A 21,174-nucleotide genomic window follows, 5' to 3' on the forward strand; every position below is an offset into this window, starting at 1 on the left:
CTTTCACCGACCTTTCAATCAGCTATTGTGGAAATTTTATTGTCACACGGATTATGGGCATGAAGGAGAAGCATGGATGAGCGAGATACACTCGGGTGGCTGCCATTGCGGCGGGCTGCGTTACCAGTTCGATGCGCCGTTGCGGGACATCGCTCACTGTCATTGCTCCATCTGTCGACGCACCTCGGGTGCAACGGTTGTAACCTGGACAAGTGTGCCGCTGGCTTCGTTCACGTGGCTGACAGGCAGCCCCTGTGCGTATGACTCCTCACCCAGCTGCGTACGCTATTTCTGCGGCAAGTGCGGCGCTCACTTGGCGTTGTTCACGCGCAACAGCCCGGACGAGATCGACGTCACCATTGCGACACTTGACCAACCGGAGCTGGCAACGCCCTCACGACACATCTGGATAGAGAACCGGCTTCCCTGGCTACGCCTGGATGAGCACCTACCAGGGGTAGAAGGCGAGCCTTTCTGAGGTTTGAGGAGATAAATAGTGCCTGAGCCAGAGCCTTAGGCACTGTTCGCACATTACATCAGCGCATTACTTGCTGAACTGCGAAGCCAGTTCGCGCAGAAGTACCTCGGCCTCCAGCACTTTTTTCACTGACTCGTTGGCTTTTTCGCGGGACAGGCCCAAGCGTTCGAACAACTCGTCAGGAATCTCCTGCTCTGGCCCGGCACCGATGCCGTTCACCCGCAACAGACGTACGGCCAGATAAACCAGGTTGGCGTAGACGTGATGTTCGCCCTTGTAGTGGGGGTCGTGCTGGAAGCGCAGCGCGATGGCGAGTTCATCCGGCATGTCCCAATAGCGCATCAGCCAGGCCCCGATCTGCTCGCGGCTGATACCCAGCAAATGCTGCTCAATAAAGCTGTGGTGCAGGTGCGGGTTAACTTCCAGCTGGCGGCAAATCAGGGTGAAGTGTGGCGGAAACACATGGGCCAGCAGCAGGTAGCCGAAGTTGTGCAGCAAACCGGCGAGGTAGCTCAGGCCAGCTTCCGGGCGACTGGCGCGTGGAATGGCGCGGGTCAGACCTTCGATGACGGCAGCTGTATAGATGGATTGCTGCCAATACGGCGTGGTCTGTTGCGGCTGGTCCTTGGGCAGACTCAGGGTTTTGCCCAGAGCGAGGCCCAGTGCCAGGTTGATCACCAGATCAAAGCCCAGCACGCGGACGATTGCATCTTCTACCGAGCGGATCTTGCCGGTCGACGCGTAATAGGGCGATGCCGCCCAGCTCACGACCTGTGCCGCCAGCGCAGGGTCGGTTTCGACTACGCCGGTGATGTCATCGATGGTGGCATCGGGGTCGACCCGCAGCTTGATGATTTTCTGTGCAGTTCCGGCCAGTGGTGGTATTTCCAGGGTCGCTTCCAGACGCTGCTGGATGCGACGCGCCGTGAAAACATGCATGGCCTGGGTGATTTCTGCCGGATCGTCGTCAGGACGATCCAGGTTCGGACGGATGGCTGCGACCGACTGGCCGAAGTGCGCGGCACTGGCCTTGCTCAGCATGCCTTTGAAGTCGTCACTGCTGATTTCCAGCAACAGGCCCTTTTCGCCCGAGCCCACCAGCAGTGTCGGCTCTTGCAGCAGGCGATCATCGTAAAGGCACGGTGAGCTGGTCAGTGCCGGGAGCCCCGGCAGCACTTGCAGGTTGTGCTTGGTGAGCATGCGCTGCAAACGATCATGCGGCACAGCGGTCAACTGGCGCCCGGTCAGCTCGGTGATTCGGCTGAGGTCGAGCAACTGGCTCTGCGGGAACAGGATAAGCAGCGCACCGACAGCGTCCTCGACCAGCACAGCCTGAACCTTGCGCGCCGGGGGCAAGCTTTTGTTGTCCATGACTTCGTTGTAGCTGATAGCCAATTTTTCAAGCAACTGCCGGATTACCGACGGCGCATGCTGCGGATCATTGACGTGGGCGACTTCTGTCATGAGCTATGTCCAAATTCCTACATTTTTTGAAGTATAACCACGTTATTCGTTTTCGGTCGCACGTGGTGTTCAAAGCGTAGCCTGCATCACACCTGGCCATACTGCTGGCCATGACGCAGCCATCTGTCGAGCAGTGGGCTGACATGTTGGGGCCAGCGCTCCAACATGGCCTGAGCCGCGTCGCGTACGGCCGGTAGCAGGTCTGCGTCACGCATAAGGTCGGCGACCTTGAATTGCAGAAGGCCCGTTTGTCGGGTTCCCAGCATTTCACCGGGACCACGCAGTTCAAGGTCCTTTTCGGCGATGACAAAGCCGTCGTTGGTTTCGCGCATGATGCCCAGCCGCTGCCGTCCGATCTGTGAAAGCGGCGGGTGGTAGAGCAGCACACAATGGCTGACCGCACTGCCGCGACCGACGCGCCCGCGCAACTGGTGCAATTGAGCCAGACCGAGGCGCTCGGGGTTTTCGATGATCATCAGGCTGGAGTTCGGCACGTCGACCCCAACTTCGATCACTGTAGTTGCCACCAGCAATTGCAGCGCACCCTGCTTGAATTCGGCCATGATCGCGGCCTTTTCTGCGGGCTTCATGCGCCCGTGTATCAACCCGACGCGAACCTCACCCAGGGCACTGCTCAGTTCTTCGTAGGTGGTTTCAGCCGCTTTGCAGGTCAGCTCTTCGGATTCTACGATCAGCGTGCACACCCAATAGGCCTGGCGACCTTCGGCGCAAGCTGCGCGCACACGCTCCACGACTTCCAGGCGGCGGCTGTCGGCAACCAGCACGGTATTGACCGGTGTCCTTCCGGGCGGCAGTTCGTCCAGAATCGACGTGTCCAGATCGGCGTAGGCGCTCATCGCCAGCGTGCGTGGAATCGGTGTGGCGGTCATGATCAATTGATGCGGACACATCAGGCCGCCGACGCCCTTTTTACGCAGCGCCAAACGTTGCTGAACACCGAACCGGTGCTGCTCGTCGATGATCACCAGCGCGAGGTTCTTGAACTGCACTTCGTCCTGAAACAGCGCATGGGTGCCCACTACCATAGGGGTGCCACTGGCGATCTGCTCCAGGGACGTCGCGCGCGCCTTGCCCTTGAGCTTGCCCGCCAGCCAGGCCACGCCAACGCCCAGCGGCTCTAACCAGCGCTGGAAGTTGATGTAGTGCTGCTCGGCGAGAATCTCGGTGGGGGCCATCAGCGCCACTTGATAACCTGCTTCCAGCGCTTGCAAGGCAGCCAGAGCGGCGACCACGGTCTTGCCCGAACCAACGTCACCCTGGATCAACCGCAGCATCGGCTCAGGCTGGCTCAGGTCGTAGGCAACTTCCTTGCCGACCCGCTGCTGGGCACCCGTGGGCGCGAAGCCGAGGTTGGCGAGAAATTGTTTCGGCAGTTTTTTCGCAACAGGCAACGCCGGTGCGCGCTGTGAGCGCAGACTTTCGCGCAGGCGCTGCTGGGAAAGCTGGTGGGTAAGCAATTCTTCGAAAGCCAGCCGGTGCTGCGCCCAGTGATGCCCGAGGGCCAGCTCCTCCACATCGGCATCGGCGGGCGGGTGATGCAGATAGCGGATCGCATCATCCAGAGGGGCCAGCTGATAGTCGCGGGCCAGCTCATCCGGCAGCCAGTCCGGCAGGCTTTTGGGGCCGAGCATCGCCAGGCTTTGCTGACACAGCTGACGCAGGCGCTGCTGGGTAAGGCCTTCAGTCGTGGGATAGATCGGCGTGAGGGTCTGTTCGACGGGCGCGGGCTCATCACCGGTGATCGCCCGATATTCCGGGTGATAGATTTCCAGGCCGGAAGCACCGGGACGCGCTTCGCCGAAGCAGCGCAGGTGCGTGCCACGCTTCATGCTTTCTTTCTGCGCGTTGCTGAAGTGGTAGAAGCGCAGGCTGACGACACCTGTGCCGTCGCCAAGCCGTACCAGCAAGCTGCGGCGCTTGCCCATTACCACATCGGCGCCGCTGACCACGCCTTCGATCACGGCATCCTGGCCAGGGCGCAATGCGCCAATCGGTACGACGCGGGTCCGGTCCTGGTAACGCAACGGCAGATGGAACAGCACGTCCTGCAGGGTTTCCAGCCCGACCCTGGCCAGCTTTTCTGCCATCGCTTCACCGACGCCCTTGAGCGCCGTGACCGAGACCCTGGAAAGCTCGCTCATTTCTTTTCTGCCTAACTTGCGACTGTTTTCGGACGTGCCACCGAGCACAGGCGAGCAGAGTCAGCGAGAATTTCGATGGCTTTGGGTCTCGGGAAGCTTGCGCGCCAGGCGATGGCGACTGTGCGGAAAGGCACAGGCGGCGTCAGCGGGCGGACTTCGATCACGCCAGGCGCGTAGTGGTGGCTGTCAACGGCCGAAAGCGGCAGGATCGAAATACCCAGCCCGGAAGCGACCATGTGCCGAATGGTTTCCAGCGAGCTGGATTCTACTGTCGTGTGCTTGGCGCCTTCATTGCCTTTGCCCAGGGTAGGGCAGGCTTCCAGAACCTGATCACGGAAGCAGTGACCTTCGCCCAGCAGTAACAGACTCTTGTCGTTGAGTGCCGAGGCGTCGATGGTCTCTTTCTGAGTCCATGGGTGATCGGCCGGCATCAGGACGGAGAACGGCTCGTCGTAAAGTGGCAGGGTCAGCACGTCGGCTTCGTTGAACGGCAAGGCAATGATGACGGCATCCAGCTCACCGTTGCGCAGCTTGTCGCGCAGCACATGCGTAAAGTTTTCTTCGATGTACAACGGCATCTGCGGCGCAACCCGGTGCAGTTGTGGAATCAGGTGAGGGAACAGGTAAGGGCCGACGGTATAAATAGCGCCGACTTTCAGCGGCGCGGTCAGCTGATTCTTGCCTGCCTGGGCCAGCTCACGAATACCTTGAGCCTGCTCCAGCACTTTCTGCGCTTGCGCAACGATGCCTTCACCGACCGGTGTCAGGCGCACGGCGCTCTTGCTGCGCTCGAAAATGAGCACACCGAGTTCGTCTTCTAGTTTCTTGACGCCCACCGACAGCGTTGGCTGGCTGACGTGGCAGCGCTCAGCCGCATGGCCAAAGTGCTGCTCCTGGGCAAGCGTGACGATGTAGCGTAATTCTGTAAGAGTCATAACGTGCGTCCATGAAGTTGCGACCCCAGCATAGCGGGTGCGATCGATAGACGCACGTTATCAGAAGCACTCACAAGTAACAAAAGTACAATTCAGCGTTTATCCAGTGAATAAACGAACGGTGCGAGGATTTCAATGGTGCCGTTGTTGAGGATTTCCTTGGGCGGTTTGGGCAGCGGCTGAGCGCGACGGATCATTTCCATGGTCGCTCGATCCAGCGCCGGGCTGCCTGAACTGTTGGCAATCGAGTAAGACAGCACGTTGCCGTCAGCATCGACAACGAAGCGCAGGCGTGCAACACCCTGCATGCCACGACGACGCGCATCCTCGGGATACTTCTTGTACTTGCCCAGATGACTTAACAGGTCACCCTGCCAGCTTGGCAGCGCATTGCTGGGCGGCGCAGGCGCAGGAGCGGGCTTCGGAGCAGCTGCTTTTTCCGGTTTGGCAGTCGTAGGCGGCGTGTCGACCGGTTTTTCGTCAGCAGGTTTTTCCTGAGGCGGCTCAGGCTTCTTCTGCGGCTTTGGCGGCTGCGGTTTTGGCTTGGGCTTTTCAACCTTTTTGGTCACCACGATTTCCGGCTTCGGCGCTTGCGCGACTTCCGGCATAGGCTCTGGTTCTTCAGGGGCTGGCGGCAGAGGTGGCTGAACGACTTTTGGTGGTGGCGGCGGTGCGGGCTCAGGCAGAGGCGCAAGCTCGACCATCATGGCCGCTGGCGGTAGCTCGATCGCCTGAGAGGCGGGCCAGCGAACGGCGATGATGATCGCGATAGCGTGCACGGCCAGCACCAACAACAGACTACCGCTATAGCGCGTCAGTTTTTGGCGCGTACTGATCATTTCTTACCAGCCGTCTCAAGACCCACCAGACCAACCTTGAGGTAACCCGCACCCCTAAGCGTGTTCATGACTTCCATCAGATCGCCGTAATCCACGCCCTTGTCGGCCTGGAAGAAGATCGTGGTGTCCTTCTTGCCCTTGGTCCGGGCGTCCAGCACCTGACCGATCTGCTCGCGGGCAACCTTCTCTTCACCCAGATACAGGCTCTTGTCGGTCTTGACGCTGAGGAAGATCGGCTTCTCGGGCCTGGGCTGTGGCGTGGCAGTGGATGCCGGCAGGTCGACCTTGATGTCCACGGTCGCCAACGGTGCAGCCACCATGAAGATGATCAGCAACACCAGCATGACGTCGATGAACGGCGTCACGTTGATTTCATGGTTCTCGGCGAGATCATCGCCGCCTTCGTTAAGATGCAGGCCCACGTGTTAGCCCACCTTGACCATGTGCGGTTGTTGTTGATTGCGCTCGGTCGGTTCTGGCAGATGATCCAGGTCGCGGCTGACCAGCAGCAGAACCTGGGCCGAAGCATCAGAAACCTGAGCCTTGTAACCGGCGATGGAGCGGGCGAACACGTTGTAGATCACTACCGCAGGAATTGCGGCAACCAGACCCAGTGCCGTGGCCAGCAGGGCCTCGGCGATACCCGGTGCCACGACAGCGAGGTTGGTGGTCTGGGTCTTGGCGATGCCGATGAAGCTGTTCATGATGCCCCATACCGTACCGAACAAACCCACGAACGGTGCGGTAGAGCCGATGGTCGCCAGTACGCCGGTGCCCATGCTCATGTTGCGGCCGCAGGCTGCGACCAGGCGCTCGAGGCGGAAGCTGACACGCTCCTTGATCCCTTCGCGCTCACGGCTGTTGGCCGACAGGCGCATCTCTTCAAGAGCGTCATGCACCAGCAGGTGGGCGAGGGTGCCTTCCTTGCTGGCGGTCGAGCTCGCTTCGTTCAGGGAGCGGGCTTTTTTCAGGTTGACGATTTCACCACGCAACCGGCGCTTGGCACCCAGCAGTTCGAAACCCTTGGAGATCCAGATGGTCCACGTAATGATCGATGCGATGGCCAGACCGATCATGACCGCTTTGACCACGACGTCGGCGTTCTGGTACATGCCCCATGGCGACAGGTCATGTGCCATGCCCAGGCTGTTGTCTTCGGCTGCAGGCTCCAGAGCCTGCACGGGGGGGGCTGCATCAGGCGCGACAGGAGCTGTCGCCGCCGGTGCGGCAGAGGTTGCAGGGGCCGCAGTCGGTGCCGATTGATCTGCAAGGGCCATGGGTACGAACATCAGGCTCAAGACGAGGGCTGCGACACCGCGCCATGCACGAGGCAGGCGAGGCATCCCGGTAGGCGAAGCGATTGATTGAATGCGTGTCATGCTGGCCGGACCTGAGAGAAAAATAGGGGATGGTTCCAGTGCGTCGTTCAGTGCTCTCGACGCTCACAGGGAACAAATGGGCTGCCATTATTGCAAATCGTTCTTGTTAACAAAAGTAATACAGTATCTTTTTTACATATTCGCCCGAATTTTCGCCTGCCGATGATCATTTTGTACGGCGCTGACACCACCTGTTATGGAGATACCGAATGACTGCCCCTTCGCTTCTAATCGCCGGCTGCGGTGACATTGGTTCGCGACTTGCGACCCGCCTGCTGCCTCACGGCTGGACCGTGCATGGGCTGCGGCGTACTGTTTCCGAGCTGCCTGCCGGTGTTCACGGTGTGGCGGGCGATTTGTTCGATACCTGCAAGCCTGCCCTGTGGCCCACTGCGGCACTGGACTATGTGGTGTATTGCGCAACGCCTTCGCAGCGTGACGAAGCGGGTTACCGGATGGCTTATGTCGAGGGGCTGCGCAATGTATTGAGCTGGCTTGAGCAGACCGGGCAGCGTCCAAAGCGGTTGATCTTCGTCTCAAGCAGCGGTGTCTACGGTCAGCAGAACGGGGAGTGGGTTGATGAAGACTCCGTCACCGAACCGGCCAACTACACCGGCACTGTGATGCTGGAAGCCGAGCAGCTAGCGCTGAACAGCGGACTGCCAGCCACGGCGGTGAGGCTGACCGGTATCTACGGGCCCGGACGCAGTGATCTGTCGAACCGCGTGCGTCAGGGGCACAGTGTCAGAATTGATCCTCCGGTCTACGCCAATCGCATTCATGCGGACGATGCCGCCAGTTTGCTGGAGCATCTGCTTCAGGCGGATCAACGAGGTGTGGCACTGGAGAATTGCTATCTAGGCGTTGACGACGATCCGGCTGCGCTTGCCGATGTGGTGGCGTGGATACGTGAGTATCTGGGGGTGACCGAATGGTCGGAAGAGGTCAGCGTGCAGCGCGTGGGCAGCAAGCGTTGCAGCAATGCCAGGGCGCGCGCACTGGGATGGGTGCCGGTGTACCCGGATTATCGGGCTGGCTATGCGGCATTGCTGGGGTAAACAAGTCGCCGTCAGGAGCGCCTTGAAGGGCGCTCCTGAAGCGTGAGTCGCTTATTGCTGTTCGAGCAACCAGCGACGTGGGCCTGGACGCAGCTCGGGCATCTGGTCAGCACCGGCATTGTTCATAGCCTGGAATATCTCCAGTTGCTTGCCTTTGCGAGCAAAGATCCACGGGTTGCCTTTTTCGGATTTCTCCAGCCACATGCTGTCGTATTCGCCGCTCATGGCTGCGCAATCGCCCGCCAGGCATAGTGCGTAGCGATCGTTTTCGGGAAGCCCCTGCACACTGCCGTCAGGCATGAATTGCACGGTGCTGCCTTGGCCATCGCCTTCCACTACAGTCCATTTGCCGCCCATGTAGGCGCTATACAAGGCTTTCTCGAAGCTTGTGCCAGGCTGAGCGCCTTCCGGAGCCGGGTTTTCCGGCTTCTGGAAGTGCTGTTCAGGGCCTGACTCGCTGGCCGCTTGAACCAGTTCATCACCCTTTACGCTCAGGTCTTCGAAGAAGTTGCCGTAGAAGTCGATGTGCAGCTTGCCTTCAGCAGCGCTGACGATCTTGCCTTCACCCAGCTCGAAACCGTTGGAGTAAATGGCCTGATTGGCTTTGGAGTTTATTTTCCACTCCAGATTGGGGCCGTTGGCGAGCAGTGCCTGACGCAGGTTGCCTTGTTTGACGGCGGCGTCGATGGCGGTCTGGTTGATCCAGGTGCCGTCCGGATTGCGGTCGGCGTGGCTGGCGCAGCCGCCCAGAATGACGGCGAGCAGCGAGATGGCGAGCGCGGAGCGCATAACGGATTCCTTCCTTCAGGGAGAACGGAGCGCAAGGCACGCTCCGTCGGGGGATTATTCGATGACGAGAATCGCGTCCATTTCAACCTGGGCGCCACGCGGCAATGCCGCAACGCCGATGGCCGCACGGGCCGGATAAGGCTGAGTGAAATAGGTGCTCATGAGCTCGTTGACCTTGGCGAAGTGGCCCAGGTCGGTCAGAAAGATGTTCAATTTGACGATGTCCTTGAACGATCCGCCCGCCGCTTCGGCAACCGACTTGAGGTTTTCGAAAACCTGAGTGATCTGGGCTTCGATGCCTTCAACCAGTTCCATGCTGTTCGGGTCCAGCGGGATCTGTCCAGACATGTAGACGGTATTGCCAGCTTTGATGGCCTGTGAGTAAGGGCCGATGGCCGCAGGGGCTTTATCGCTGGTGATGACAGTCTTGGTCATGAGAACTCCTGATGATGGATGGCCTACGCGCGCATCCGGGTGATGCGTGTGACACCGGTCAGGGCGCGCAGTTTCTTGATTACACGAGCCAGATGCACACGGTCGTGCACGCTGACCACCAGTTGGACCACGCTGATGCGACCATCGCGTTCGTCCATACTGATTTTTTCGATATTGCCGTCGGCCGCGTTGACGCTGCTGGCCAGCAGAGCGATCAGGCCGCGCTGATGCTCGAGTTCGACACGCAATTCGACGTTGAATTCGCCGGTGACATCCTTGGCCCAGGACAACTGAATGCATTTTTCCGGGTTGTGACGGATTTCGCTGATGTTGCGGCAGTTGTCCAGGTGCACAACCATGCCCTTGCCTGCAGACAGGTGGCCGACAATCGGGTCGCCCGGGATCGGTGTGCAGCACTTGGCGTAGCTGAGCACCAGGCCTTCGGTGCCACGAATCGCCAGCGGACCTTCAGGGCTTGGCAACTGCTCGCCCTCGCCCAGCAGGCGGCGAGCGACGACATAGGCCATGCGATTGCCCAGCCCGATGTCTTCGAGCAGGTCTTCCAGCACTTCGACCCGGTACTCGTTGAGCACCAGCTGAATGCGTTCCTGAGTGATCTTGTCGAGACTGCATTCGAAGCCGTTGAGCACCTTGTTCAGCAGGCGCTCGCCGAGGTTGATCGACTCGGAGCGGCGTTGCAGCTTGAGCGCGTGGCGAATATGCGTACGCGCCTTGCCGGTCACGACGAAGTTCAGCCATGCCGGGTTCGGACGTGCGCCGGGCGCACTGACAATCTCGACGGTCGAGCCGCTTTGCAGCGGTTCGGACAGCGGCGCCAGCCGGCGGTTGATCCGGCAAGCAATGCAGCTGTTGCCGACGTCGGTGTGTACCGCATAGGCGAAATCCACCGCCGTGGAGCCTTTGGGCAGCTCCATGATCCGGCCTTTGGGCGTGAAAACGTAAACCTCGTCCGGGAACAGGTCGATCTTGACGCTTTCAATGAACTCCAGAGAGTTGCCCGCACGCTGCTGCATTTCCAGCACACCCTTGACCCACTGCCGGGCACGGGCATGAGTGCCTTTTGGCTGCTCGTCGTCGCTGGATTTGTACAGCCAGTGTGCAGCGATGCCGTTGTTGGCCATCTCTTCCATTTCGCGGGTGCGAATCTGGATTTCGATCGGTACGCCATGCATACCGAACAAGGTCGTATGCAGGGACTGGTAGCCGTTGGCCTTGGGGATCGCGATGTAGTCCTTGAAGCGGCCGGGCAGCGGCTTGTACAAATTATGTACAGCGCCCAGTACGCGATAACAGGTATCGACCTTGTCGACGATGATGCGGAATGCGTAGACATCCATGATCTCGTTGAAGGCGCGACGCTTGCCGCGCATCTTCTTGTAGATGCCATAAAGATGCTTTTGCCGCCCGCTCACGTCGCCTTCGATGCCGTCAACGGCCAGGCAATGACTGAGGGACTCTTCGATCTTGTTGACCAGTTCCTTGCGATTGCCCCTGGCGCGCTTGACCGCCTGGTTGATGCGCGAGGAGCGCATCGGGTACATCGCCTTGAAACCCAGGTCCTCGAATTCGATGCGCACACTGTGCATACCCAGTCGATTGGCGATGGGTGCATAGATTTCGAGGGTTTCCTTGGCGATGCGCCGACGCTTTTCGCCCGACAGCACTTCCAGCGTGCGCATGTTGTGCAGGCGATCGGCGAGCTTGACCAGGATCACGCGAATGTCGCGCGCCATGGCCATGGCCATTTTCTGGAAGTTTTCTGCCTGGGCTTCGGCCTTGGTCTCGAAATTCATCTGGGTCAGTTTGCTGACCCCGTCGACCAGTTCGGCGACGGTTTCGCCAAATTGGGCGCTGAGCGCTTCCTTGGCAATGCCGGTGTCTTCGATGACGTCATGCAGCATCGCAGCCATCAGGCTCTGATGGTCCATGTGCATGTCGGCAAGAATGTTCGCTACCGCAAGAGGGTGCGTAACGTAGGCTTCACCACTGCGACGGCGCTGGCCATCGTGGGCTTGTTCGGCATAGTAATACGCTCGGCGAACCAGGTTGACCTGGTCCTTGCCGAGGTAGGCCGACAGTCTTTCGGCGAGGGCGTCTATGCTCGGCAAGGCGCTACCCCTTGCCAATGGCTTTTACCCTGCGCCGTACTACGTCGACCTGGCATAGGCTTAGACGGCCTCGTTGGACTCGTCCTCGAACGCTGCGAACAATGGTTCATCTTCAACGATTTCGGCTTCTGCGATTACAGCGTAATCCATCAGGCCAGCCGCGATTTCACGCAGTGCCATAACGGTAGGCTTGTCGTTTTCCCAGGCCAGCTTTGGTTCTTTGCCGCCGGTTGCCAGTTGACGGGCACGCTTGGTAGAGAGCATGACCAGCTCAAAGCGGTTATCCACGTGTTCTAGGCAGTCTTCAACGGTTACGCGGGCCATGGGTATTCCTCGTAGCAAATGCGGATGCGCGATGCCCGGATGGGCGAGCGGACTCGATAGTTTACAAGCGGACAGCACCAGGCATCAAGCGGCAAGCCACCAACGGCATGCTTTTAACCTGTTGCCTGATGTCTGGAAACGACTCGATCAAGCCAGCAATTCCTGAAAAAGCTCGCTGTATTGCTCTTGCTGATGCTGCTGGGTCAGGCGATTGGCGCGGAATATCGCCTTGAGGTCTTCCAGCGCACCGGCAAAATCGTCATTGACCACAACGTATTCATACTCGTTGTAGTGGCTCATTTCGCTGACCGCTTCACGCATCCGCGCTTCAATGATCTCGTCACTGTCCTGGCCGCGATTGGTCAGGCGCTGACGCAATGCCTGCTGGGTAGGCGGCAGAATGAAGATCGACCGGGCCTGCGGCATTTGCGCGCGAACCTGCCGGGCACCCTGCCAGTCGATTTCCAGAATCAGGTCGTGGCCTTCGTCAAGGGTCTGCTGCAGGTGGCTCTGCGAGGTGCCGTACAGATTGCCGAAGACTTCGGCCTGCTCAAGAAAGTCGCCGTGCTCGATCATGCGCACGAACTCGGCACGATCGACGAAGTTGTAGTTCACGCCGTTCACTTCGCCGGGGCGCATGGCCCGGGTGGTGTGCGAGACCGAGACGCGGATCTTCGCCTGCGCGCCGTGCTGAGGCTCTTGCTGGGCGTCCATCAGGGCCTTGACCAGGCTGGTCTTGCCCGCGCCGGACGGGGCGGAAATGATATACAGGGTGCCAGTGATATGGGTCATGTCAGGTTCAGCCTTACTCAATATTCTGCACTTGCTCGCGCATCTGCTCGATCAACACTTTAAGGTTGACGGCAGCCTGCGTGCTGCGTGGGTCAAAGGCCTTGGAGCCCAGTGTATTCGCTTCGCGGTTAAGCTCTTGCATCAGGAAATCAAGGCGCCGGCCTGCCTGACCGCCAGCCTTGAGCACGCGACGGACCTCGGTGACGTGTGTGCTGAGGCGGTCCAGTTCTTCGGCAACATCGCTTTTCTGTGCCAACAGAACCATTTCCTGCTCCAGACGCTGCGGATCCAGTTCGGCTTTCATGTCGGCAAAGCGATCCAGTACTTTCTGGCGCTGAGTTGCCAGCATCTGCGGCACCAGGGTGCGCAGGGTAGCAACCTCCTCGACGATGGAAGAGAGTCGGTCATCAAGCAATCTGGCCAGGTCTGCACCTTCGCGCCCGCGCCCGCTCTTCAATTCAGTCAGCGCATCATTGAACAGCTTCAGTGCTTCGGTGTTCAACACCTGCGGATCGCTGGCATCAGCCACCAGTACGCCGGGCCATGCCAGAACTTCAAGGGGGTTCAGCGCGGCAGGCTGTTTGATCAGGCCGGCAACCGATTCGGCTGCGGCGATCAACTGGCCTGCACGCTCAAGATCCACTTGCAGCGGTTTGCCAGCGGTTTCCTCGACAAAACGCAATGTGCATTCGACCTTGCCACGCGAAAGCCCCTGACGTAGCGCTTCGCGAATCGCACCTTCCAGATCACGGAACGACTCCGGCAGGCGCAGGTGCGGCTCCAGATAGCGGTGATTGACCGAGCGCAGTTCCCAGCTCAGTGTGCCTTGGGCACCGGCTCGCTCTACGCGGGCAAAGGCAGTCATGCTGTGCACCATGGGAAGTACCTCTTATCGATTCAGGAGCGTGATTCAACCCATGAGTGCACAGGATCGGCGCTCATGGGTGTCGTGAAAGCCGACTGGCTGCAGAGGCGCAGGATTGTAGCGCAGTGCGGCGCAGGCTCCCAATCCGGCAGCGTTACAAGTGACACAAGGCATTCCTTGCGATCACGCCAGAGCGTCGAAAGTATTGATCCAGAGCCTTCTGTTCGTAGCAAATCGGCATTGGCGGCTTTTAGAGATGCCCAGCAGCAGCTGTGGCCTCTATAATGCCCAGCAGTTTTCCGTCTCAGTACAGGTATCCCAGATGAAACGTCCAAGTGGTCGCGCCGCCGATCAGCTCCGCTCGATCCGCATCACCCGCAACTACACCAAACACGCCGAGGGTTCTGTACTGGTCGAGTTTGGTGATACCAAGGTGATTTGCACCGTCAGCGTCGAAAACGGCGTACCACGCTTCCTCAAGGGACAGGGCCAGGGTTGGCTGACTGCCGAGTACGGCATGCTGCCGCGCGCTACCGGCGAGCGTAACCAGCGTGAAGCCAGTCGCGGCAAGCAGGGTGGTCGTACACTCGAAATCCAGCGCCTGATCGGTCGTTCGCTGCGCGCTGCGCTGGACATGTCCAAGCTGGGCGACGTGACCCTGTACGTCGATTGCGATGTCATTCAAGCGGACGGTGGCACTCGCACCGCGTCCATCACCGGCGCAATGGTTGCTCTGGCAGACGCCTTGAAAGTGATCAAGAAGCGTGGCGGCCTGAAGGGCGGTGACCCGCTCAAGCAGATGATCGCAGCCGTTTCGGTCGGCATGTATCAGGGCGAGCCGGTGCTTGACCTCGATTACCTGGAAGATTCCGCTGCGGAAACCGACCTGAACGTGGTCATGACCAGTGCAGGCGGCTTCATTGAAGTACAGGGCACTGCCGAAGGCGCGCCATTCCAGCCTGAAGAGCTGAACGCGATGCTGGCGCTGGCACAGAAGGGCATTACCGAGTTGTTTGAACTGCAGCGTGCCGCACTGGCCGATTGATAAATAAGGAGCGTTTGATGATGAATGACAGTCCGCAGCCCTTGTACAAACCCAGCCGGGAAGCCCGTCAGTGGGCGATGTTCTGTCATTTATCCGCTCTCATTGGACTGGTCTTCCCCTTCGGCAATCTCCTTGCGCCATTGATTCTCTGGCAAATGAAGAGGGAGACAGACCCGTTCATTGATTCGCAGGGCAAAGAAGCGCTGAACTTTCAGATCACTGCCGCGATTGCAGGCCTGATATGCATAATGCTGATGTTCGTGGTAATCGGCATCGCACTGTTCATGCTGGTGTGCCTCGGTGCTTTCATACTTACGGTTATCGCCGGGGTGAAGGCAAACAGCGGACTGGAATATCGTTACCCCTTCACCTGGCGCCTGTTGAAATAATGCATAGCGCGAGCAACGCAAAAAGCCGACTTGAAGTCGGCTTTTTCGTGTGCGCTGTTCGCCTGGCTATCAGATAGTCAGGGTCCAGTCGTAATCCACGATCAGCGGCGCGTGTTGCGAGAAGCGCGGCTGGCGTGGCAGACGGGCGCTGCGCACGAAGCGGCGCAGGCCTGGGGTCAGTATCTGATAATCGAAGCGCCAGCCCAGATTCAGCATCTCGGCCTGTTCGTTATCCGGCCACCAGCTGTACTGATCACCTTCGCGGCTGACTTCACGCAGGGCATCGACATAGCCCATGGTGCCGACAATCTCGTCCATCCAGGCGCGTTCAGGCGCCAGGAAGCCAGGAGACTGCTGGCTGTCACGCCAGTTTTTGATGTCGAGCTTCTGCTGCGCGACATAGAGCGATCCGCAATAGATGTATTCGCGACGCTTGCGGCGTTGCTTGTCCATGTACTTGCCGAAATCGTCCATGAGCTTGAATTTCTGATTCAGGTCTTCATCGCCATTCATCCCTGACGGAAAGAGCAGGGTAGCGATACTGACCTTGTCGAAATCTGCTTGCAGGTAGCGCCCGTAGCGGTCGGCTGTCTCGAAGCCGAGGCCGCTGATTACCGCCTTCGGCTGCAACCGCGAATACAGCGCCACACCACCCTGAGCGGGAACCTCGGCTTCGCAGGCATAGAGGAAGTAACCGTCCAGCTGAAAGGCTGGATCATCCAGTTCAAAGGTGGAGGCGCGGGTGTCCTGTAAGCAGATGACGTCGGCATTCTGAGCTTGCAGCCAGCTGAGCAAACCACGCTCGACCGCAGCCTGAATGCCATTTACGTTCACACTGATGATCCGCATAAATGGCCCCAAAAATCACGTGCGTGTATGATACCCGAGCTCTACCTAATTAGCTAAATCCGTGGTATTCGGAGCTTTTTTCATGCAAGCGTATCAACGCGATTTTATTCGTTTTGCCATCGATCGCGGTGTTCTGCGCTTCGGTGAGTTCACTCTCAAGTCCGGGCGCACCAGTCCGTACTTCTTCAATGCGGGGCTGTTCAACACCGGTTCCGCACTGGCACAGCTGGGGCGTTTCTACGCGGCAGCCGTGGTTGAAAGCGGTATTGCCTTCGACGTTCTTTTCGGTCCGGCCTACAAGGGCATTCCGCTCGCATCGGCCACTGCTGTGGCGCTGGCCGAGCATCATGACCGTGATCTGCCGTGGTGTTTCAACCGCAAGGAAGCCAAGGCGCACGGCGAAGGCGGCAGTCTGGTGGGGTCCCCGCTGACCGGTAACGTGCTGATCATCGACGACGTGATCACTGCGGGCACTGCGATCCGTGAGGTCATGCAGATCATCAAGGACCAGGACGCGACAGCTGCGGGCGTGCTGATCGCGCTCAATCGTCAGGAGCGTGGCAATGGCGAACTGTCGGCGATTCAGGAAGTCGAGCGTGACTTCGGGATTCCGGTGGTGAGTATCGTGTCGCTGAATCAGGTGCTCGAGTTCCTGGCCGACGATCCGCAACTCAAGCAGCATCTGCCTGCTGTCGAAGCCTATCGCGCGCAATTCGGAATCTGAGGACGTGCCTATGGCAGTCGGCGGCAGGTCTTGGCGATCGGTTTCAGGCGCGCTGAGCGGTTTTCGGGCCTTGCTGGCTGTGGTCATGCTTGCGCCCATGCTCGCCCAAGCGGCCGACGCACCTGAGCCACGGCTTTATCGCTACGTCGACAGCCGCGGGGTGACGGTGATCGACACGCAAGGCGTGCCGCCCGACTACGTTGCCAAAGGCTATGAAGTGCTCAACAGTCGTGGTCGGGTGGTTCAGGTCGTACCGCCTGCGCCGACTGCCGAGCAGATTCGTCAGTCCGAAGCAGACAAGCGCCAGGCCGCTGCGGATGCACAGCTGTTAAGCCTTTACAGCAGTGTCGATGAGGTGGACCGCGTCAAGGCCCGCAAACTGGCCGAGCTGGATGCGCTGATTGGCGTTGCTCAGGGCAACATTCAGGGGCTGGCGGCTCAGCAGCGCAATCTGCAAGGTCAGGCAGCCAACCTGGAGCGTGCGGGGCGTCCTGTTCAGCAGGGGCTGGTCGATCAGTTGAATGACTTGCGCGATCAGCAGCAGAAGCTGCAAACCGATATCGCCGGGTATCAGGCCGCACGGGTAAAGGCTGAAGCAGATTTCGCCGAAGATCGCCTGCGCGTACAGCGGCTGACTCAATGACAGGACGCAGAGCGTCCAGAAGCGCATGCCCACGCCTGTTTTTGATTCTGGCCGAAGGCCGTAGGAGCGAACTTGTTCGCGAAAGGGGTCGAAGCCAGACACCTATCGTTCCTCACGCTCCAGCGTGGGAATGCCTGTCGTGACGCTCTGCGTCACAAATCTGCGCCGCGCCACACATTCAGGACAGGACGCAGAGCGTCCAGAGCGGCGTTACCACGCTGGAGCGTGGGAACGATAATCAGCGATCATCATCAACCAACAAAAAGGCCCCGTCAGCGTCAGCTCACGGGGCCTTTGGGTGTTACGCCTGAATCAGTGCCGCTTGCGGTTGGTGATCTGAGTACCTACACCGCTGTCGGTGAAGATTTCCAGCAGGACCGCATTGGGCACTCGTCCATCGATGATGTGCGAGCTATTGACCCCACCCTGAACCGCTTCCAACGCGCAACGGATCTTCGGCAGCATGCCGCCGTAGATCGTGCCGTCGGCGATCAGGCCGTCGACCTGTTCGGTGGTCAGCCCAGTCAGGACTTCGCCCTGCTTGTTCATCAGGCCGGCGATGTTGGTCAGCAGAATCAGCTTCTCGGCCTTGAGGGCCTCGGCAACCTTGCCTGCGACCAGGTCGGCGTTGATGTTGTACGACTCGCCGTCCGGGCCCACGCCGATAGGCGCGATGACCGGAATGAAATCCCCTTTGACCAGCATGTTGAGCAGCCCGGTGTTGACCCCGACCACTTCACCGACCTGACCGATGTCGATGATTTCGGGCTTGGTCATTTCCGGCGTCTGGCGCGTGACGGTGAGTTTCTTCGCACGAATCAGCTCAGCGTCCTTGCCGGTCAGGCCGATCGCGCTGCCGCCATGCCGGTTGATCAGGTTGACTATGTCCTTGTTGACCTGGCCACCCAGCACCATCTCCACCACATCCATAGTCTGCGCATCGGTCACGCGCATGCCATCGATGAAGTGGCTCTCGATGGACAGGCGCTTGAGCAGATCACCGATCTGCGGCCCGCCGCCGTGAACCACCACCGGGTTGATGCCCACCGCCTTCATCAACACGATGTCGCGCGCAAAGCCGGTTTTCAGCTCTTCGCTCTCCATGGCGTTGCCGCCGTACTTGATAACCAGCGTCTTGCCGACAAAGCGGCGAATGTAAGGCAGCGCTTCGGAAAGGACCTTGGCTACATTAGAGGCGGCATCACGTTCGAGGGTCATTCAGGGCTCCAGTCAAAAGGAAAAACAATCAAAATGGCAGGTCGAGATCCGGTGCAACTTTTTTCAGCTCAGCGTGGAACACGTCCTTGATGCGCTGCAACTCAGCCTCGGTTTCGGCCTCGAAACGCAGCACCAGTACCGGCGTGGTATTGGACGCACGAACCAGACCCCAACCCTTCGGATAGTCCACGCGGACACCGTCGATGGTGGTCAGTTTGGCGTCGCCCCACTGCGCGTCGGTTTCAAGGGCCTTGATGATGCTGAACTTGGTGACATCCGTCACCTTGATGTTGATTTCAGGCGTCGAAATATCGTTCGGGAAGGTTTCGAACAGGTCTTCGGCATTGGCCGACTCCTGGCTGAGGATCTCCAGCAGACGTGCCGCGCTGTAGATACCGTCGTCGAAACCGAACCAGCGTTCCTTGAAGAAGATGTGGCCACTCATTTCACCTGCGAGCAGCGCGCCACTCTTTTTCATTTCTTTCTTGATCAGCGAGTGGCCGGTTTTCCACATCACCGGACGACCGCCATGTTCGCTGATCAGCGGAGTCAGGCGACGTGTGCATTTGACGTCGAAAATGATGTCGGCACCCGGGTTGCGCTTGAGCACGTCCAGCGCGAACAGCATCAACAGGCGATCCGGGTAAACCACATTACCCTTGTTGGTCACGACACCGACACGGTCGCCGTCACCGTCGAATGCCAGGCCCAGATCGGCACCGGTTTCCTTGACCTTGGCGATTAGATCCTGCAGGTTTTCCAGCTTGCCCGGGTCCGGGTGGTGATTGGGGAAGTTGCCGTCCACTTCCGCGAACAGCGAGATCACTTCACAACCCAGCGCTTCGATCAGCTGCGGCGCGATCACGCCTGCCGCGCCGTTGCCGCAGTCGACCACGACCTTCAGCTTGCGCGCCATGACGATGTCGTCCTTGATCTGCTTGAAGTAGCGATCGAGGATGTCGACTTTGGTGATGCTGCCTTTCTGCGAAGTCAGGTTGTTGGTCTTGATACGCTCGTGCAGCGCCTGGATCTGCTCGTTGGCGAGGGTGTCGCCGGCGATGACGATCTTGAAGCCGTTGTAGTCCTTGGGGTTGTGGCTGCCGGTCAGCATGACGCCGGTCTTGCCGGCCAGCACGTTGGCTGCGTAATACAGCGCAGGCGTTGGCACCAGGCCCACATCGCTGACGTGGCAGCCGCTGTCGTGCAGACCTTGAATCAGTTGCTCTACCAGTTCAGGGCCTGAAAGGCGACCGTCGCGGCCAACGCTGACGTTGGGTTCGTTCTGCGCCAGGCTTTCAGAGCCAATGGCGCGGCCGATCCAGTAAGCCGTTTCAGCGTTGAGGGTGTCCCCGACCACGCCACGAATGTCGTAGGCACGGAAAATAGTCTCGGGAAGGTTGGGTGCCACGGATGCTGGGCTGTTCATAGCGAGGTTATGCTCCGATCTCAGGAAGTCCTGGTTTTCGTCGAGAAGGTCGATATCAAGGATATCGGTATCTTGAAACAGCGGATCGGTCCAGTCGGTGCGTGATGCAGCCACGGTGGACGAAGCACTGCCTTTGGCAATATCTGCATCGCGCTGCTCGCCCGCCGCCAGGACAGGCACTGCCTGAGGCTGACTACGAAGCGAGACACGAGCAAGGGCCTGAGCCAGACCACTAAGGGCCGGGAGGCTCAAACCGAAGGGTTTGACGGCTTTTCCGCGTGAGAGTTCTTGGAGCAACTGATCCAGTTGCCGTGCGTCGGCGCAAATACGCTTCTGCAGGGCCCGTTCATTACGGTGCAAGCCAAGCAGCACGCCCGCTGCAGCGATAATCAATGCCAGCAGCAGAAGCATCACGGATGGAGAGGTTTTCAGCCCGGGACCGGGCGTGAACTCGAGTTTCCAGCCTGTATAACCGGTATCGAAGGCCTGTGCTTTGCCGTCAACGGCCTGACCGCGCTGCAGGAAAACCTGAGCGGGCCCGCTGCCGAATTGCTGGCTGAGCACCACTTGCCCGGCATCGGCAGGCAGCGTCGGCAAGGCATTGAGCAAGCGCTGCAGGTCAAAGGCCAGCAGCAGCGTACCCATCACCGGCTGAGTGGCAGTGGCACGCACCGGTGCTGCGCTGTAGATCAACCAGCGCTCGCCGACCTTGCGCGCTTCCGGGGCGACCGTCTCACCTTGTGCGGCCTTGTTTAGCATGTCCAGGGTGGCGAAACTGACGGGCAGTGCGCCTTGCGTGTCCACATCGGCCAGCCCCTTGGAGTACAGCCGAGCGCCTGCAAGGCCGTCCCAACGGGTAAATCGCTCCTGAGCGGCCAGCAGGGCAGCGGCGTCATTGCTCTGAAGCGTCTGCACAAGTGCTGCGCCGGAGGCCGCCGACTGGGTGTCCGCGTTGATCTGATGCAGCGCCAGACCCACCGCTGCTGCCTGACTGCCGCCCCAGGCCTGAACAAGCTGGTCCTGTTGCTGCGGACCGGTGGCCAGAGCTGTCCAGACCAGTGCCGCAGCAATCAGCAGGCCGATGGCGGCAGGCACCAGGCCAGGCGCGAGTCCTTTGAGGCTCGCAGCCGGAGGCGAGTTATCGGCGTGTATGGCGTGCTGTGAAGCGCTGTGCTGACTACCTTTCACCGACCTCTCCCTGAGTCTTGTCCCGAACCCGGATTATGTGCCG

The 21,174-nt window shown here is 59.5% G+C and carries 21 protein-coding genes; 6 read left to right on the top strand and 15 right to left on the bottom strand.

Annotated elements, in window-relative coordinates; translation table 11 throughout:
- The first annotated feature begins 76 nt into the window (after positions 1–76).
- Complete coding sequence (locus AC4ANE_RS01060; protein ID WP_002551490.1) at positions 77–478, top strand: GFA family protein; 402 nt, start codon at positions 77–79, stop codon at positions 476–478.
- A 66-nt stretch (positions 479–544) separates the two neighbouring features.
- Here the strand turns inward: AC4ANE_RS01060 and AC4ANE_RS01065 are convergent, their stop codons facing one another.
- The 6 genes from AC4ANE_RS01065 to exbB form a co-directional block, all read right to left on the bottom strand.
- The gene (locus AC4ANE_RS01065) at positions 545–1,942 is read right to left on the bottom strand and encodes an aminoacyl-tRNA deacylase and HDOD domain-containing protein (protein ID WP_002551491.1); all 1,398 of its coding nucleotides are present in this window, start codon (positions 1,940–1,942) and stop codon (positions 545–547) included.
- Between the two features lie 86 nt (positions 1,943–2,028).
- Complete coding sequence (gene recG, locus AC4ANE_RS01070; protein ID WP_002551492.1) at positions 2,029–4,104, bottom strand: ATP-dependent DNA helicase RecG; 2,076 nt, start codon at positions 4,102–4,104, stop codon at positions 2,029–2,031.
- 11 nt (positions 4,105–4,115) lie between these two features.
- Positions 4,116–5,039 carry a hydrogen peroxide-inducible genes activator gene (locus tag AC4ANE_RS01075; RefSeq protein ID WP_002551493.1) on the bottom strand — a complete coding sequence of 308 codons (924 nt, stop codon included), beginning with the start codon at positions 5,037–5,039 and terminating at the stop codon, positions 4,116–4,118.
- 92 nt (positions 5,040–5,131) lie between these two features.
- Complete coding sequence (locus tag AC4ANE_RS01080) at positions 5,132–5,878, bottom strand: energy transducer TonB (protein WP_002551494.1); 747 nt, start codon at positions 5,876–5,878, stop codon at positions 5,132–5,134.
- A complete protein-coding gene (gene exbD / locus AC4ANE_RS01085; protein ID WP_002551495.1) occupies positions 5,875–6,300 on the bottom strand; it encodes a TonB system transport protein ExbD in 426 nt (141 codons plus the stop codon). The genes AC4ANE_RS01080 and exbD overlap by 4 nt, the downstream gene beginning before the upstream one ends.
- Before the next feature lie 3 nt (positions 6,301–6,303).
- Positions 6,304–7,257, bottom strand: a complete 954-nt coding sequence (gene exbB / locus AC4ANE_RS01090) for a tonB-system energizer ExbB (protein WP_002551496.1) — start codon at positions 7,255–7,257, stop codon at positions 6,304–6,306.
- A gap of 209 nt (positions 7,258–7,466) precedes the next feature.
- Between exbB and AC4ANE_RS01095 the strand changes: the two genes are divergently transcribed.
- The gene (locus AC4ANE_RS01095) at positions 7,467–8,315 is read left to right on the top strand and encodes an SDR family oxidoreductase (RefSeq protein ID WP_002551497.1); all 849 of its coding nucleotides are present in this window, start codon (positions 7,467–7,469) and stop codon (positions 8,313–8,315) included.
- A gap of 51 nt (positions 8,316–8,366) precedes the next feature.
- Here the strand turns inward: AC4ANE_RS01095 and AC4ANE_RS01100 are convergent, their stop codons facing one another.
- The 6 genes from AC4ANE_RS01100 to AC4ANE_RS01125 form a co-directional block, all read right to left on the bottom strand.
- Positions 8,367–9,104, bottom strand: coding sequence for a hypothetical protein (locus AC4ANE_RS01100; RefSeq protein WP_002551498.1), 738 nt, complete (start codon positions 9,102–9,104; stop codon positions 8,367–8,369).
- 54 nt (positions 9,105–9,158) lie between these two features.
- Positions 9,159–9,539 carry a RidA family protein gene (locus tag AC4ANE_RS01105; RefSeq protein ID WP_031595916.1) on the bottom strand — a complete coding sequence of 127 codons (381 nt, stop codon included), beginning with the start codon at positions 9,537–9,539 and terminating at the stop codon, positions 9,159–9,161.
- Positions 9,540–9,562: 23 nt separating this feature from the next.
- The gene (gene spoT / locus AC4ANE_RS01110; protein ID WP_002551499.1) at positions 9,563–11,668 is read right to left on the bottom strand and encodes a bifunctional GTP diphosphokinase/guanosine-3',5'-bis pyrophosphate 3'-pyrophosphohydrolase; all 2,106 of its coding nucleotides are present in this window, start codon (positions 11,666–11,668) and stop codon (positions 9,563–9,565) included.
- A 60-nt stretch (positions 11,669–11,728) separates the two neighbouring features.
- Positions 11,729–11,992: a DNA-directed RNA polymerase subunit omega gene (gene rpoZ, locus AC4ANE_RS01115; RefSeq protein WP_002551500.1), complete on the bottom strand. Its 264-nt coding sequence runs from the start codon at positions 11,990–11,992 to the stop codon at positions 11,729–11,731.
- 147 nt (positions 11,993–12,139) lie between these two features.
- Positions 12,140–12,784: a guanylate kinase gene (gene gmk / locus AC4ANE_RS01120; RefSeq protein ID WP_002551501.1), complete on the bottom strand. Its 645-nt coding sequence runs from the start codon at positions 12,782–12,784 to the stop codon at positions 12,140–12,142.
- Between the two features lie 13 nt (positions 12,785–12,797).
- Complete coding sequence (locus AC4ANE_RS01125; protein WP_002551502.1) at positions 12,798–13,661, bottom strand: YicC/YloC family endoribonuclease; 864 nt, start codon at positions 13,659–13,661, stop codon at positions 12,798–12,800.
- A gap of 310 nt (positions 13,662–13,971) precedes the next feature.
- On the opposite strand from AC4ANE_RS01125, the gene rph reads away from it, so the two are divergent.
- Together rph and AC4ANE_RS01135 are read left to right on the top strand one after the other, a co-directional pair.
- Positions 13,972–14,694, top strand: a complete 723-nt coding sequence (gene rph, locus AC4ANE_RS01130) for a ribonuclease PH (RefSeq protein WP_002551503.1) — start codon at positions 13,972–13,974, stop codon at positions 14,692–14,694.
- A gap of 20 nt (positions 14,695–14,714) precedes the next feature.
- Positions 14,715–15,083, top strand: a complete 369-nt coding sequence (locus tag AC4ANE_RS01135; protein WP_031595921.1) for a DUF4870 domain-containing protein — start codon at positions 14,715–14,717, stop codon at positions 15,081–15,083.
- Positions 15,084–15,152: 69 nt separating this feature from the next.
- Here the strand turns inward: AC4ANE_RS01135 and crc are convergent, their stop codons facing one another.
- Positions 15,153–15,932 (bottom strand): catabolite repression control protein Crc, encoded by a 780-nt coding sequence (gene crc, locus AC4ANE_RS01140; protein ID WP_002551505.1) that lies wholly within the window; start codon positions 15,930–15,932, stop codon positions 15,153–15,155.
- 82 nt (positions 15,933–16,014) lie between these two features.
- Between crc and pyrE the strand changes: the two genes are divergently transcribed.
- The gene (gene pyrE / locus AC4ANE_RS01145) at positions 16,015–16,656 is read left to right on the top strand and encodes an orotate phosphoribosyltransferase (RefSeq protein WP_002551506.1); all 642 of its coding nucleotides are present in this window, start codon (positions 16,015–16,017) and stop codon (positions 16,654–16,656) included.
- Between the two features lie 10 nt (positions 16,657–16,666).
- Positions 16,667–17,299 (top strand): hypothetical protein, encoded by a 633-nt coding sequence (locus AC4ANE_RS01150; RefSeq protein WP_044423868.1) that lies wholly within the window; start codon positions 16,667–16,669, stop codon positions 17,297–17,299.
- A 312-nt stretch (positions 17,300–17,611) separates the two neighbouring features.
- Here the strand turns inward: AC4ANE_RS01150 and argB are convergent, their stop codons facing one another.
- The gene (gene argB / locus AC4ANE_RS01155) at positions 17,612–18,517 is read right to left on the bottom strand and encodes an acetylglutamate kinase (RefSeq protein ID WP_002551508.1); all 906 of its coding nucleotides are present in this window, start codon (positions 18,515–18,517) and stop codon (positions 17,612–17,614) included.
- Positions 18,518–18,545: 28 nt separating this feature from the next.
- Entirely contained in the window at positions 18,546–21,131 is a 2,586-nt protein-coding gene (locus AC4ANE_RS01160) for a phosphomannomutase/phosphoglucomutase (RefSeq protein WP_002551509.1), read from the bottom strand.
- Positions 21,132–21,174: the final 43 nt, after the last annotated feature.

The sequence above is a fragment of the Pseudomonas sp. Pme6b genome (assembly GCF_058129925.1).

Coding starts and splice junctions, on each gene's coding strand:
- AC4ANE_RS01060 (WP_002551490.1), top strand. CDS start 77: ATGAGCGAGATACACTCGGGTGGCTGCCATTGCGGCGGGCTGCGTTAC.
- AC4ANE_RS01065 (WP_002551491.1), bottom strand. CDS start 1,942: ATGACAGAAGTCGCCCACGTCAATGATCCGCAGCATGCGCCGTCGGTA.
- recG (WP_002551492.1), bottom strand. CDS start 4,104: ATGAGCGAGCTTTCCAGGGTCTCGGTCACGGCGCTCAAGGGCGTCGGT.
- AC4ANE_RS01075 (WP_002551493.1), bottom strand. CDS start 5,039: ATGACTCTTACAGAATTACGCTACATCGTCACGCTTGCCCAGGAGCAG.
- AC4ANE_RS01080 (WP_002551494.1), bottom strand. CDS start 5,878: ATGATCAGTACGCGCCAAAAACTGACGCGCTATAGCGGTAGTCTGTTG.
- exbB (WP_002551496.1), bottom strand. CDS start 7,257: ATGACACGCATTCAATCAATCGCTTCGCCTACCGGGATGCCTCGCCTG.
- AC4ANE_RS01095 (WP_002551497.1), top strand. CDS start 7,467: ATGACTGCCCCTTCGCTTCTAATCGCCGGCTGCGGTGACATTGGTTCG.
- AC4ANE_RS01100 (WP_002551498.1), bottom strand. CDS start 9,104: ATGCGCTCCGCGCTCGCCATCTCGCTGCTCGCCGTCATTCTGGGCGGC.
- AC4ANE_RS01105 (WP_031595916.1), bottom strand. CDS start 9,539: ATGACCAAGACTGTCATCACCAGCGATAAAGCCCCTGCGGCCATCGGC.
- rpoZ (WP_002551500.1), bottom strand. CDS start 11,992: ATGGCCCGCGTAACCGTTGAAGACTGCCTAGAACACGTGGATAACCGC.
- gmk (WP_002551501.1), bottom strand. CDS start 12,784: ATGACCCATATCACTGGCACCCTGTATATCATTTCCGCCCCGTCCGGC.
- AC4ANE_RS01125 (WP_002551502.1), bottom strand. CDS start 13,661: ATGGTGCACAGCATGACTGCCTTTGCCCGCGTAGAGCGAGCCGGTGCC.
- rph (WP_002551503.1), top strand. CDS start 13,972: ATGAAACGTCCAAGTGGTCGCGCCGCCGATCAGCTCCGCTCGATCCGC.
- AC4ANE_RS01135 (WP_031595921.1), top strand. CDS start 14,715: ATGAATGACAGTCCGCAGCCCTTGTACAAACCCAGCCGGGAAGCCCGT.
- crc (WP_002551505.1), bottom strand. CDS start 15,932: ATGCGGATCATCAGTGTGAACGTAAATGGCATTCAGGCTGCGGTCGAG.
- pyrE (WP_002551506.1), top strand. CDS start 16,015: ATGCAAGCGTATCAACGCGATTTTATTCGTTTTGCCATCGATCGCGGT.
- AC4ANE_RS01150 (WP_044423868.1), top strand. CDS start 16,667: ATGGCAGTCGGCGGCAGGTCTTGGCGATCGGTTTCAGGCGCGCTGAGC.
- argB (WP_002551508.1), bottom strand. CDS start 18,517: ATGACCCTCGAACGTGATGCCGCCTCTAATGTAGCCAAGGTCCTTTCC.